This window comes from Sphaerisporangium sp. NPDC051017 (assembly GCF_040683095.1).
GTDB lineage: Bacteria > Actinomycetota > Actinomycetes > Streptosporangiales > Streptosporangiaceae > Sphaerisporangium.
This window is the reverse complement of record NZ_JBFBCI010000026.1, coordinates 94,196-106,793: the sequence shown is the minus strand read 5'-3', so window position 1 is coordinate 106,793 and position 12,598 is coordinate 94,196. Positions and strand designations below refer to the sequence as shown.

Here is a 12,598-nt window from a genome sequence, read left to right as displayed (position 1 = left end):
GCCGCGACCTTCTCGACCACGATGCCGCCTTCGCTGTCTACAACATCTGATCACGGGACGGATCGAGACAGAACAATTCCACGCCGGGGCCCTGGGAGTTGTAGCGATCCTTGGCGGCGCCGATCCCTTGTGTGCCGAACTCACTTCTCGGTACGCGATGGCACTCGGCGAGCCCATAGGGATTCCCGGTCGAGGCCAAGGCAGCGGATCGCTTTTCGATCGCCTTAATGTTGTTCAGAGGGGAAGCCGCGGCTCCGGCCGGTGGCTGTATCGAAGACTGAGGCGCCGAGATAGGGGTGATCATATCCGCTTGGAGCGCGGGGGTCTGTCCAGCCAACGGTGTAACTCGATGTTGATTGTTTCTATCGGGTGGTCGGGGTCATGCGGCCGTCGAAGGTGATGGCGAAGGCGTTGAGGGCGGCCTTCCACCGGGTGATCCAGCGTTTGCGGCCCTTGCCGGTCGGGTCCAGGCTCATGATCGCCATGTAGACGCACTTGAGCGCGGCCTGCTCGTTGGGGAAGTGGCCGCGGGCCTTGACCGCCCGGCGGATCCGGGCGTTCACCGACTCGATGGCGTTGGTGGAGCAGATCACCCGGCGGATCTCGACATCGAAGGACAGAAACGGCACGAACTCCGCCCAGGCGTCCTCCCACAGCTTCACGATCGCCGGGTACCTGCCGCCCCACGCCTCGGCGAACTCCATGAAGCGCTCCAGCGCGGCGGCCTCGGTGGGGGCGGTGTACACCGGCCGCAGCGCCTTGGCGATGGCATCCCAGTGCTGGCGGCCGGCGTACCGGAACGAGGCGCGCAGCAGGTGAACGATGCAGGTCTGCACGACCGTCCGGGGCCAGACCTGCTCGATCGCCTGCGGCAGCCCCTTGAGGCCGTCACAGACCATCATCAGCACGTCCCCGACACCACGGTTCTTGATCTCGGTCAGCACGTGCAGCCAGAACTTGGCGCCCTCACCGCCGTCGCCCGCCCACAGACCGAGGATGTCGCGCTCGCCGTCGACGGTGACCGCCAGGGCCACGTAGATGGGCCGGTTGGCGACCTGGCCGTCGCGCAGCTTGACGTGGATGGCATCGATGAAGATCACCGGGTAGACCGGGTCCAGGGGCCGGTTCTGCCACTCGGCCATGCCCTCCAGCACCTTGTCGGTGATGGTGGAGATGGTCTGCTTGGAGACCTCGGCCCCGTACACCTCGGCCAGGTGAGCGGAGATCTCTCCGGTGGTCAGCCCCTTGGCGGCCAGCGAGATGACCATCTCATCCACGCCCGACAGGCGCCGCTGCCGTTTGGCCACGATCTTCGGCTCGAAGCTGCCGTCGCGGTCCCGTGGCACGCTGAGCTCCACCGGGCCGACGTCGGTCAGCACGGTCTTGGAGCGCTTGCCGTTACGGGAGTTGCCGCTGCCATGGCCGGCCGGGTCGTGCTTGTCGTAGCCGAGATGGTCGGTGATCTCGCCTTCCAGCGCCGACTCCAGCACCAGCTTGGTCAACCGGCCCAGCAGCCCATTCTCACCGACCAGCTCCAGCCCTTCGGCGCGGGCCTGATCGACCAGCTTGGCCACCAGCTCCCGATCCGTGGGCTTGGGCTTGGTGTCCTTACCTGCCACCGCGGCGTCCTCCAGGTCCATCGCTGCCGATGCCTGGATCACAGTACTCATCAGAGGTGTTCTCCTTGATCAGGAGTTACACCGAAGACCGTACAGTCCCCCGCCTGGACTTCAAACCGCCCTGACATAACACCAGCCTTTGAAACTCTCTAGGCCCACCGAGCCCAACCGGTCGACCAGCACGGCGTCTCGTGCACCACTGGCCCGCCGTCGAGTTGCACGGTCCGGCGAATGAACGCCCGCCCGCCGCCCCGGCGCAGCTCATACACCGTTGCCCGGCAAAAGCTGGTCCACAAGATCGGACGCCCTCGCTCGTTCACGTGATGGGAAGCCGACCCGTCGAGCACTGCGTGACCGTGCTGATCTATGGCCACGTGTGGACCTACACACTCCGCGGGATCGCTCATAACGCGCGCCTTGGAGGCTGCGTTGGCTGCCGCTCGTGAAGACGGGTGCAGTGGAAGACGACGCGCCGCGCGGTGCGCTCCGTCTGGCCGACCTGCTGTGTGCCGTAGATCGGCCGACGTCGCTGGGCATCCCAGCCCGCGCACCACCAGAAGCGCTGCCCGTCGCACCACACGATCGCGGGACCGACCATCAGGAGTGCCAGCCCGTATCCCCCGTAGACCCTGGCGCCGATCCCGTGATGAGCGAGAGTCAGCCGCAGTTGTTCGGCAGCGCGTACCGCCGGAGTGTCCGGGAGCCGCAGCATGGCAGTGATCACGGGTGGCCGGTGCTGCTGTCCGATCATGGCGACGCCGGCGTCGTAGCTCGCGTGATCAAAGCCGCGACCCTTTCCGCTTCGTGTACCCTCACCGGCTCGGAGTCGTGGCTACCGTGCAGGACCAGCAGGTACCGGCCCGAACGTCGCTCGATGGTGACCGTGGCCGTGTGCTGGCCCTTGGCATCGGTCACGACCAATTCGGGCGGGTATTGCCTCGTCCACGACCAAGGGATCGTACGGTCTGGCCAAGCGGCGTCGTCGATCCGATGGGCGAACAACCCGAGACTGATCCTGTGATCGCGGCGGGAACCGATACCCCGCTCCTTGAGAAGCCGCTGCACCACGGCCAGGGCCCTGTCCTGCTTTTCCACCGCGGCCTCGGTGACCGCCCTGTCGTCGGTCGCGGGTCGGGCGGTGGGAGTGCTCATCTGAGGCTTGTCGGGTTCGTGTCGCTCGTCGTGGCCGGCTTTAAGGTTGTCCACGGATCGCACCTCCAGCGTGCGGTTGAGGACCCGTCGAACGAGTCGCGTCGCTTCGGCGGGTCCGCCTATTGTGCGGGTGCGGCCAGTGGAATGCCCGACGGCGTGGCGGCATAAGGGCGTGAGCAGCCCAGGCTGTGGGACTCGGTTCACACCCCGTGTGAAAGCGATCCAGTCGTGATGGACCACGCGGACGCGACGACCTGCCTCGTGCGTGACATTCTGATTACACTCCGTGGAGAGGTGGACGCCGACGTGGAGGCAGGCCGATGGGCGAGCCGAACATCCTGCTTGACGCGCTGCTCGCCGAAGCGGCGATATCGCACGCTGGGCTCGCCACTCGCATCAACGCGGCTACGGCCACCGCCCGGCGCCCGACACGCTACGACCACACCGCCATCGCCCGATGGATCAGGGACAGGGCCATCCCCCGCGGCAACGTGCCGGAGATCATTTGCCAGATCATCGGGAGTAAGGTCGGGAGGACTCTGACGCTCTCGGACATTGGCATGACTCGTAATCGGATCGAGCCGGACGAGCCAGGGTTGCCTCAGGCCATTGACCAGGCGGTCGCGTTGTGGCGCGGAGACCTCGTCGACAAGGCCTTCCTGGCGAGTGCCACGATGATCGAAGGACCGGCGGCCATCGCGCCCGTCTTCGAATGGGAGAACCCGCCTCATGAGCTGGACATCTCGCGCCGAGGACCGTACCCAGTAGGCAGGGACGACGTGCAGGTGCTCAAGGACGCGCGCGCTCGCTACGAGCAGATGTACCGCCGAGTCGGCGGTGTGCCCGTACGCCCGCGCATCGTGGCATTTCTCAACGCCAACGTGACACCGCTGCTCAAGGGCAGCCATGACGATCAAGCAGGACGAGAGCTGTTCCGGGCAGCCGGTGGCTTGGTCGCGCTCGCGGGCGTCTGCGCCTACGACTCCGACCGTCAGGCGCTCTCCCAGCGTTACCTGTTCCATGCTCTGCGCATGGCCAAGGCATCCGGCAGCCTGGCGTTCGGCGGCTACGTGGTCGCTCTGCTGGCCAACCAGGCCATGTCGCAGGCGAGGCACCGGTATGTGATCCAGTACGCCGAGACCGCGTTGCGGACAGCTCGCGATCATCTAAGTCCCGCTCTGGTGACCGACCTTCACATACTCCAGGCCAAGGCATACGCACGGGTCGGAGACCGGGCGAGCTGTCATGCGCACATGCGGCGATCGGAGACCACAGCGGCTCAGATCCGACAAGCGGAGGAACCACCCGAGACGGGCTACGTTCAACCGGGTCTGCTGGAATGCCAGCACGCCGAAGCGCTGCGGCGACTCGGTGATCTCATGGCGGCTCAGACCTACGCCGAGGAAGCGCTCAGGCACGCTGGCACCTGCCACCTACGCGGCCAGACACACCGGCTCGCCACCCTCGCCCTCGTCTTGGCCGAGCGTCGCGAACTGGACCGGGCCGTCGCCACCGCCGAGACCATGCTGGAGCGCGCGCAAGGCATGGAGTCCCAGCGCATCGCCGAACGAGTCGCCACCGTGGCCGACGCGCTACGCCCCTTCGACGCCCGTGTGGTCCAAGGCTTTCTGACACGGGTACGCCAGCAGGCACGCGTGCCCTTGTAGCGTGGGACCCCAGATCGGGCAACCACGCTGGGAGTACGCCGCATGCGCTGGCAGGTCAACTCCGAAGAGCCTCTCTACACCGACCCGTGGCTCGACATCCGGGTTGCGGATGTGGAGCTGCCCGACGGCAGGCATCTGGACCACCGGTTGATCCGCACTGCGCCCGGAGCCGGAGCTGTGGTCACCGACGAACGGCGCCGGGTGCTACTGATCTGGCGGCACCGCTTCATCACCGATTCTTGGGGATGGGAGATTCCCATCGGGAAGATCGAAGACGGGGAGGACCCGGCCAGCGCCGCGGCGCGCGAAGTCGAGGAGGAGACCGGCTGGCGGCCCGGGGTGCTGCGCCCATTGGTGAAAGTCCAGCCGACCAACGGCATCTCCGACTCCGTCCACCACATCTTCCATGCCAGCAGCGCCACCTACATCGGCCCGCCCACCGAGGGCTGGGAGGCCGAGCGCGTCGAATGGGTACCGCTGAGCGACGTGCCCCGGCTGGTCGGCAAGGGCGAACTCGTGAGTGGCACCAGCATGGCCGCGCTGCTCTACGCCCTCACCGAGATATAGGAGTCGGCCAAAGTCCGGAACGAGCCGACCCGGCAGGCGATTTGCGGATCAGGGCCAGGCAGCAGGTCGGCTCACGCCCAGGGGTTGAGCGCGAGCCGTACAGCGAGACCTGTGGAACTACTCCTCGGTCGAGACCAGGCCCGTCTGGCAGGCGCCCCACTCGGATGGGTCACCTAGCTTGACGTTGGTACGCAGTTCAGCGTGGCCCGACGGCGGCTCTGGTTGACTACAGTCCCGAACACTTGAAGGCCTGGTTCAGGTCGGACGCACTCAACCGAATCGCAACGCGGCAGCGCTCTCTACCAACCCGCCACGCTCAAGTTGCCTCAACACTTCATCCAGAGTCTCGGGTGGGTTGATCCGCTGGTCAACTATTTGCTGCACACAGGAGAAGACAACCCTGTCGGCGATGTCGATAAGGTCGAGAAGAAACTCGTCTGGAGACTTGGCGACGATACCCCATGAACTGAGCACCTCAGCGGGAAAGTCCTGGAGGTTAGACGTGACGATGATCTCCGCTCCAGTCTTGATCGCCGCGGCCAGCACGTGCCTGTCATCCGGATCCGGCAGCTTAAGACCGTCGATCAAGGGTTCGAAGTCGGTGACGAGACAGTCGGCCACCGCCTGGAGCATCAGCGTCCGCAGTCGTTGACGCTTAGCGTCCGTCGCGGCCGGCCGCTTCGCCAATGCACGGTCGAGCTCATCAAGGATCTGATACGTCCATCTGGGCTGCACGAGACGTGCCCGGCCAACTCGAATGAGCAAGTCCCGCACGGTGTTGCCGTACAGCGCACATGCATCGTAGACAACCACCGGAACCATGATCAGTCGTCACCAAGTTCCTGACCGAGCCGCGACAGCTCGTCCACGACACTTTTGCGCTTGAGATCGTCGTGACGCATGTACTCCATCACAGCATCGAACCGGATCCGCCTGTGGCGACCGACGCGTCGATAGTCGATCTCACCACGTTCGAGCAAACCAATGAGATAAGGACGGGAGACGTTGAGGAGATCTGCGGCTTGCTGCGTCGTGAGTTCAGCGTTGAGTGGGAGGATCTGGACGCCTTGCCCCCGAGCCATCGCACCGAGGATGTAGGCGAACATCTCCACCGCCTGGCGAGGCAACACCAAAGCCTGGTCACCGCCGCCTTCCACAAGGATCTCGAACTCATCGGTGTCACTTGCGCTATGGACCAGATAGTCATTGATACGGCGCAGTGCTCTCGCTGCTTTCTCCGGGTCCACGGCTCCAGGTGATACCGAGCCGACCTGCGTGATGGGAGTCACAGTCATCCACCTCCTATCGCAGTATCCGCAATATTCGACGAGGACGCAACCGTTGATCCTACTCCCCAACAGCGAGCAAGCGCATGGGAAGAGTCAATCACCGGCTTTGATCACCTGACCAGCTCCCCGCGCCACCATGCCTGCTACCCCCTCAGGGCCGCCGCGGCGAGCGCGTTGCGAAAGCCGGTCACCTCCCCACCCAACGGGTAGCCGGCCTCGGGGTTCTCCAACAGCAGGGGGATCTTCTTCGCCCAACCGGCTGGAGAGGTCACCTGGCTCGCGGTCGGTGCCTCGCTCGGAGCCGCCCAGGCAGAAGGGCGTACAGGTTCACGGGCGCCAGTCACCGATTACGCAGGTACCGCAAGCCCAGCGCCCCGTACCAAATCATGATCGGCAGGTGGAGGGCGTACCCGAGCTGTTCCAGCGCCACCGTCGGCCCATCGGTCCCGGTCGTCCACGGAAGCGCGACCGCGGCCAAACCTGAGATCGCGGCGACCGCACCGGCGATGCGGAGCCCTGTCGGCATCGGGACGCCGACCGCTGCGGCGGCGGTGGCGGCGACCCACAGCAGCCCGGCCAGGTTGACCGCCCACTTGGCGGTGAGCAGTACCACCCAGGCCACGGTGACGACCGCCGGGGCGGTGGGGTCGGCGGCCAACTGGGTCAGCGCCAGGTTCCCGGCGTCATGAAGCAGGCCTGCCAGCCCGGCGGCGGCCAGCAGTCCGCCGGCCAGCGTCACCAGGTGCGGTCCGGGGGCCTGGGCGGAGCGAGCGGACATCACGAGCCCGGCCGCGGTCAGTGCCAGCCAGCCCAGCACGTCGAAGGTCAACTCGGTCAGATGCAGCCCGAACTGCTCACCCACCGCGGCCAGCACAGCATCGGGGCCGGCTGAATTCAGGGTCAACCCCGATGGCACCACGATGGCCGCACCGGCGATCATGGCCACCAACGAGGTCAACAGCAGGACACCGGTAAGCCGGGTCCGAGGGTTCGAATCGGTCATGGACGGTGACGGTAGGACCTTGCCGCAGGGACAAAGTCAACATGCCGGGGAGAGGAGCCAGGGTGTGGCGGATCGGGCAACTGGCGCGCATGGTCGGCGTATCCGAACGGACCCTGCGCCATTACGACAAGATCGGACTGCTGCCTCCTGCCACGGTAGACCGATCCACCGGCTATCGCCGGTACGCTGTGGCCGAGCTGTCACGATTGGAACGCATCCGCGGCTTGCAACGCCTCGGCCTGCCGTTACGCCAGATCGCCGATCTGCTGGACGCTCCTGAGGCACAGCTGCGGCAGGCCCTGGCCGAGATCGTGACAGGCATCAAGCATGACATCGCCGCCCTTGCCGCCGCCGCGGCTCACGCCGAGGACCGCCTTGCCACACCGATGTCGATCCTGCCCCAGGAAACTACATTGGGCTCTCGCCGCCTACGCGTACGCCGTTTGCGCCTCGATCATCCATCCGAGCTCGCCGCCCTATGCCCGGCACCGCCGGCGACCCTGCTGACCTGGCTGCGCGGGCAGCCCACCGACGGGTTCACGGCGGCGGTGACCACCGATCACGACGGCGAGCGACTCACCCTGCCCGCTCGCGCCGTCGTGCGAGCCGTCGTTCCGCCTTCCACAGCCGTGGTCCGCGCCGGGCAGGACCTGTTCGGCTGGTTGCACCGCCACCACTTGGCCATCACCGGCCCCACCGTGGAAGAACACCTCGTCGACGCCGACGGCGCCCACGCCGTCGTCCTTGAAGTATCCGTACGCCCCCAACGACACACCCCCTCGGCCTGACCGCTCCGCACACGCCTCCCGCTCGCCGAACCGGGGCCGGATAGCCGGACGGCTCACGCCCAGGAGTTGAGCGCGAGCCCTCCGGCGAGATCTGTGAAGCTACTCCTCGGTCGGGACCAGGCCCGTCTGGCAGGCGCCCCACTCGGACGGGTCACCTAGCTTGACGTTGGTACCGCCGAGGCCGCAGTAGCCGTTGGGGACCTTGTGCAGGTACTGCTGGTGGTAGCGGTCGCTCTGAGGCAGCAGGTGCTTAATCCCCTACGCACGAAGGCTGGTCAGACGCTCACGATCCTCACTGTCTTGCCGCACAGCTTCAGCAAATCGTCTTCATCTGAGGTCAGGACTATGACCGGTTTGACCGATCGCAGCGCGGTGGCCGCCACGACCGCGTCGATCGCGTACTTGTGCCCATGGAGACCGCTGGCGCGGAGCAGTTCAAGGGCGTGCAGAGAGATCTCCTCCGTGACGGCCTCGACCCGAAGCCTGGACAGGTGCCACCGGAGCCGATCGTTCTTCACCCGGATGTCGAAAGCCTCGATTGGTGTCATCGCACTGACAACGACGCGAAAGTCGTTGCTCTGCGCCTCTCGCACGATCGCCGTGACCCGCTGGTCCGCGGCACACCACTTTGACAGCCCCTCGGAGTCCAGGAGTACCGTGCCCGCACTCAGATTGCTTCGCGCCCGCGCCATTCCTCCCCCTCCTGGAGTTCAGTAGCGGACTTCACGCTACGGAACAGCTCGGCTGCCTCGTCCCGGAAGGCCTGCGGGATAGGACCCGCCTCACTCTCGTTGACTTGCAGCGCCTCCTCCAGCAGGTCTCGCTCGATCTGACGCTCGACAGCCGCATCCACGTAGGCAGAGAAACCACGCGCACCGACGCGCTCTCGTACAGCTCGCACGTTACCGGCACGCAAGGAGACGCTGACCTTCGTAGCAGGTCCCTCCCCAAGAGGGAATTCCAATTCGGACTCACTCACCCCTTCATCTTACTACTTCAAGTAGCAAATGAGCTCGCCATGCCCCAGAGAGCGAGATGGGCGCGTCACCGACACGGCCTGAGGACGAAGCACCTCATCTGGCCCCCCAGGACCGAGAGCCGCAAATGTCAACCCACCTTCCTATCCTTGGCACCATGAAGATCCGCTCCGACTGGGCACTCGAACGCCTGTTGGAGCAGGCCCGTCACAGAGCAGGCACAGATGACTTGCGTCACGCGGTGGCAGCAGTCCTGGAGTTCATCACCAGCGCACCTAAGACCCGATTTCGGAGAGCCGCAGCCCGGCCCGCCGACCGTCTGGAGCGCGCGGCAGGCCGCGAAGCGGGCTGCCCTAGACCATGTAGAGAAGGTTCTCGCCGTCGTTACTCACCGTAACTGGCACTCTTCGGGGGTATCGCTCATGATCAGTTCGGCGATGTGTAGCCAGCGTGCGGCATAGATGCGGCCTTCACGTCGGCGAAGTCGTGGGACCAACGCACGTAGGTCACGCGCGCACTCCCGGACGATGCGAAGTTGATCAGCGTCCAACACGCCTCGCCTGTGACCTACGTAGCTGGTCACACACCCCGCCAAGTCGTTGTCGATCAACAGCATGGGGTACCCGTAGATCTCCACGCTGATCAGATCATCGGGGTAGCTCAGTCCGCACTGCTCGGCGAACAGCACGGAGACCTCGTTGAAGACCTCCCGGTTCACTCACCCGCAGGCGCGATGCCCACCGGGCAGGAGACCCCGGTACCTCCCACCCCGCAGTAGCCGTTCGGTACCTTGAACAAATACTGCTGGTGGTACTCCTCGGCGAAGTGGTAGTCGGGGGCGGGCTTGATCTCTGTGGTGATCTCGCCGTAGCCGGCCTGGGTGAGGACGGTCTGGTAGGCGTCGCGGGAGGTTTCCGCGGACTTCTGCTGCTGGGGGCCGTGGGTGTAGATGGCCGAGCGGTACTGGGTGCCGACGTCGTTGCCCTGGCGCATGCCCTGGGTCGGGTCGTGCGCCTCCCAGAAGACCTTCAGCAGTTCCTCGTACGAAACCCGGTTCGGGTCGAACACGACGCGGACGACCTCGGTGTGACCGGTGCGGCCGGTGCAGACCTCCTCGTACGTCGGGTTCGGGGTGTAACCGCCCTGGTAGCCCACCGAGGTGGAGACGACGCCAGGGGTCTGCCAGAACTTGCGCTCGGCCCCCCAGAAGCAGCCCAGGCCGAAGTCGGCGATCTCGGTGCCCTCGGGGTAGGGCGGGGCGAGGGGGGCGTCCAGGACGGCGTGGCGTGCGGGGACGGGCATCGTCACGCTGCGTCCAGGGAGCGCTTCCTCGGGGGAGACCATCGAGGTCTTGTTGTTACCGAAGAGCCAGCCCATCGTGCACCTCCGTCGAGTGTTCGTGCAGACACGGCAACCATGGGGGCCGCCGCCTTGTTCCCTCTGGTTAGCATCTCTTAAGAGACAGTAAAGACCTACTTATTTGTGATAAAGGCTGTCAGTAGTGAAAATGGGCTACATGCCTGATTCGCGCCGTGGGGTCCTGTACGGCATCGCCGCCTACACCATGTGGGGGCTGTTTCCCCTCTACTGGCCACTGCTCAAGCCCTCCGGGGCGGTCGAGATCCTCGCCCACCGGATGGTCTGGTCGCTGGTCGCGGTACTCGCCGTCCTGGCCGTACGACGCCACTGGTCCTGGTTCCGCGGACTCATCAGGCAGCCCAGGAAGCTCGCGCTGCTGACGCTCGCCGCCGCGGTCGTGTCCGTCAACTGGGGCGTCTACATCTACGCGGTGAACGCCGGACACGTGGTCGAGAGCGCGCTCGGCTACTTCATCAATCCCCTGGTCAGCGTCCTGTTCGGGGTGATGGTCTTCCGGGAGCGGCTGCGCCCCTGGCAGTGGGTGGCCGTGGGGCTCGGCGCGCTGGCCGTGATCGTGCTGACCGTCGACTACGGCCGCCCGCCGTGGATCGCACTCGTGCTCGCGGTGAGCTTCGGCACGTACGGCCTGGTCAAGAAGTCGGCGAACGTGGGCGCGGCCGAGAGTCTGACGATCGAGACGCTGGTCCTGCTGCTCCCGGCGCTCGCGTACCTGATCTTCCTGCAGGCGCAGGGGACGTCGACGTTCGGGCACGAGGGACTCGGGCACGCCGCGCTGCTCGCGGGCGCGGGCCTGGTGACGGCGGTGCCGCTCATGGCGTTCACCGCCGCCGCGATCAGGGTGCCGCTCACCGTGATCGGGCTTCTGCAGTACATCGCCCCCATCCTGCAGTTCCTCTGCGGTGTGCTGGTCGCCCACGAGACGATGCCGCCCAGCCGGTGGGTCGGATTCGTCATCATCTGGCTGGCGCTGGCCGTGTTCAGCTGGGAAGGCCTGCGCAACGCCCACGCGGCCCGGCGGCAGGCCGCGAGCGGGACTCCAGCCCTGGAGTCCGTCTGAGTACCATCTGAGCGCCCTGCACCTGGGCCCGCAACAATGCGAGCCGGCTCCAGGAAGGCCGCAGAACGGACGCGAAAGCCGTAGAACCCCGTAACCGATCAGCCCGAGCGGTCCGCCACGTACGTGCACAGGGCCAGCAAGGCCTCGCGCGCCGGGATGTCCGGCAGGGCGGAGAGGTCGGCGCGGGCGCGTTCGACCCACGACATGAGCTCGGCCCGCGCCCGGACCATCGCCGGGTTGGCGCGCAGCAGAGTCACCGCCTCGTCGATGTCCTCCTCGGCCACCGGACCGGCGAGCAGCTCACGCAGCCGCGCGTCCTCGGGCGCCGTGGACTCCAGCGCGTAGAGAACGGGCAGCGTGCGGATGCCCTCCTTGAGGTCGGTGCCGGGCGTCTTGCCGCTCTCGCCGGCGGAGGAGGCGACGTCCAGCAGGTCGTCGCCGAGCTGCCAGGCCACGCCGATGGCCTCGCACGCACTGGTGAGACGCGCCACGACGTTCTCGGGCGCGCCCGACAGCATCGCGCCGAACCGCCCGGAGGTGGCGATCAGGGAGCCCGTCTTGTCGGCGAGGACCTCGATGTAGTGGGTGACGGCGTCGACGCCGGGACGCGGCCCGATGGTCTCGCGGATCTGCCCGCGCACGAGCCGTGAGAACGTCTGGGCCTGGATGCGGACCAGCTCGGGCCCGAGGTCGGCGAGGATCTCCGACGCCTGGGCGAAGAGGTGGTCGCCGGTGAGGATGGCCACCGTGTTGTCCCACCGGGCGTTGGCGGACGGCGAGCCGCGCCGCACCCGCGCCTCGTCCATGACGTCGTCGTGGTAGAGGGTGGCCAGGTGGGTGAGCTCGATGACGACGGCCCCCGGCACGACGCCGGGGGCGCTCGCGTCACCGAAATGGGACGCCAGGAGCACGATCATCGCGCGGAAACGCTTGCCCCCGGCCAAGATGAGATGCCGGGACGCCTCCGCGACGAAGGCGTCCTCGCTGTCGGCGGCCGAGCGGAGCAGTTTCTCGACGGCATCGAGACCGCTCGCGATATCCGCGGCCAGCCCTTCGTCGATGAAAGGCAGGTCGACTACGGGCGGCGCGGCCATGAAGC

The 12,598-nt window shown here is 66.4% G+C and carries 16 protein-coding genes; 4 read left to right on the top strand and 12 right to left on the bottom strand.

The features are described from left to right. Nucleotides 1-362: 362 nt before the first annotated feature. The 3 genes from AB0M95_RS21665 to AB0M95_RS21655 all read right to left on the bottom strand — a co-directional run bounded on the left by AB0M95_RS21665 (nt 363) and on the right by AB0M95_RS21655 (nt 2,825). Nucleotides 363-1,640, bottom strand: coding sequence for an IS256 family transposase (locus AB0M95_RS21665; protein ID WP_363767325.1), 1,278 nt, complete (start codon nt 1,638-1,640; stop codon nt 363-365). Between the two features lie 382 nt (nt 1,641-2,022). Beyond that, the gene (locus AB0M95_RS21660) at nt 2,023-2,370 is read right to left on the bottom strand and encodes a hypothetical protein (RefSeq protein WP_363767313.1); all 348 of its coding nucleotides are present in this window, start codon (nt 2,368-2,370) and stop codon (nt 2,023-2,025) included. After that, nucleotides 2,367-2,825 (bottom strand): hypothetical protein, encoded by a 459-nt coding sequence (locus tag AB0M95_RS21655; protein WP_363767310.1) that lies wholly within the window; start codon nt 2,823-2,825, stop codon nt 2,367-2,369. The genes AB0M95_RS21660 and AB0M95_RS21655 overlap by 4 nt, the downstream gene beginning before the upstream one ends. A gap of 266 nt (nt 2,826-3,091) precedes the next feature. Between AB0M95_RS21655 and AB0M95_RS21650 the strand changes: the two genes are divergently transcribed. Together AB0M95_RS21650 and AB0M95_RS21645 are read left to right on the top strand one after the other, a co-directional pair. After that, nucleotides 3,092-4,438, top strand: a complete 1,347-nt coding sequence (locus AB0M95_RS21650; RefSeq protein ID WP_363767307.1) for a transcriptional regulator — start codon at nt 3,092-3,094, stop codon at nt 4,436-4,438. A gap of 42 nt (nt 4,439-4,480) precedes the next feature. Continuing rightward, nucleotides 4,481-5,005, top strand: coding sequence for an NUDIX hydrolase (locus AB0M95_RS21645; protein ID WP_363767304.1), 525 nt, complete (start codon nt 4,481-4,483; stop codon nt 5,003-5,005). Between the two features lie 270 nt (nt 5,006-5,275). Here the strand turns inward: AB0M95_RS21645 and AB0M95_RS21640 are convergent, their stop codons facing one another. The 4 genes from AB0M95_RS21640 to AB0M95_RS21625 all read right to left on the bottom strand — a co-directional run bounded on the left by AB0M95_RS21640 (nt 5,276) and on the right by AB0M95_RS21625 (nt 7,297). Next, nucleotides 5,276-5,827: a PIN domain-containing protein gene (locus AB0M95_RS21640; protein ID WP_363767301.1), complete on the bottom strand. Its 552-nt coding sequence runs from the start codon at nt 5,825-5,827 to the stop codon at nt 5,276-5,278. A gap of 2 nt (nt 5,828-5,829) precedes the next feature. Further along, a complete protein-coding gene (locus AB0M95_RS21635; protein WP_363767298.1) occupies nt 5,830-6,294 on the bottom strand; it encodes an excisionase family DNA-binding protein in 465 nt (154 codons plus the stop codon). A gap of 143 nt (nt 6,295-6,437) precedes the next feature. Continuing rightward, nucleotides 6,438-6,566, bottom strand: a complete 129-nt coding sequence (locus AB0M95_RS21630) for a hypothetical protein (RefSeq protein ID WP_363767295.1) — start codon at nt 6,564-6,566, stop codon at nt 6,438-6,440. Nucleotides 6,567-6,634: 68 nt separating this feature from the next. Beyond that, nucleotides 6,635-7,297, bottom strand: coding sequence for a hypothetical protein (locus AB0M95_RS21625; protein WP_363767292.1), 663 nt, complete (start codon nt 7,295-7,297; stop codon nt 6,635-6,637). 62 nt (nt 7,298-7,359) lie between these two features. On the opposite strand from AB0M95_RS21625, the gene AB0M95_RS21620 reads away from it, so the two are divergent. Next, complete coding sequence (locus AB0M95_RS21620) at nt 7,360-8,085, top strand: MerR family transcriptional regulator (protein WP_363767289.1); 726 nt, start codon at nt 7,360-7,362, stop codon at nt 8,083-8,085. Nucleotides 8,086-8,360: 275 nt separating this feature from the next. On the opposite strand, the gene AB0M95_RS21615 is transcribed toward AB0M95_RS21620, so the two are convergent. From AB0M95_RS21615 to msrA, 4 genes are all read right to left on the bottom strand, one after another. Then, on the bottom strand, nt 8,361-8,777 hold the full coding sequence (locus AB0M95_RS21615; RefSeq protein ID WP_363767286.1) for a PIN domain-containing protein: 417 nt from the start codon (nt 8,775-8,777) through the stop codon (nt 8,361-8,363). Further along, nucleotides 8,753-9,064, bottom strand: coding sequence for a hypothetical protein (locus AB0M95_RS21610; RefSeq protein WP_363767283.1), 312 nt, complete (start codon nt 9,062-9,064; stop codon nt 8,753-8,755). The genes AB0M95_RS21615 and AB0M95_RS21610 overlap by 25 nt, the downstream gene beginning before the upstream one ends. Before the next feature lie 386 nt (nt 9,065-9,450). Further along, nucleotides 9,451-9,750, bottom strand: coding sequence for a hypothetical protein (locus AB0M95_RS21605; protein WP_363767280.1), 300 nt, complete (start codon nt 9,748-9,750; stop codon nt 9,451-9,453). 26 nt (nt 9,751-9,776) lie between these two features. Further along, complete coding sequence (msrA, locus tag AB0M95_RS21600) at nt 9,777-10,439, bottom strand: peptide-methionine (S)-S-oxide reductase MsrA (protein ID WP_363767277.1); 663 nt, start codon at nt 10,437-10,439, stop codon at nt 9,777-9,779. A 139-nt stretch (nt 10,440-10,578) separates the two neighbouring features. Between msrA and rarD the strand changes: the two genes are divergently transcribed. Continuing rightward, nucleotides 10,579-11,499: an EamA family transporter RarD gene (rarD, locus tag AB0M95_RS21595; protein WP_363767274.1), complete on the top strand. Its 921-nt coding sequence runs from the start codon at nt 10,579-10,581 to the stop codon at nt 11,497-11,499. Nucleotides 11,500-11,597: 98 nt separating this feature from the next. Here rarD and AB0M95_RS21590 read toward each other — a convergent pair whose 3' ends face one another. Then, a complete protein-coding gene (locus tag AB0M95_RS21590) occupies nt 11,598-12,593 on the bottom strand; it encodes a polyprenyl synthetase family protein (RefSeq protein WP_363767271.1) in 996 nt (331 codons plus the stop codon). Between the last annotated feature and the right edge of the window lie 5 nt (nt 12,594-12,598).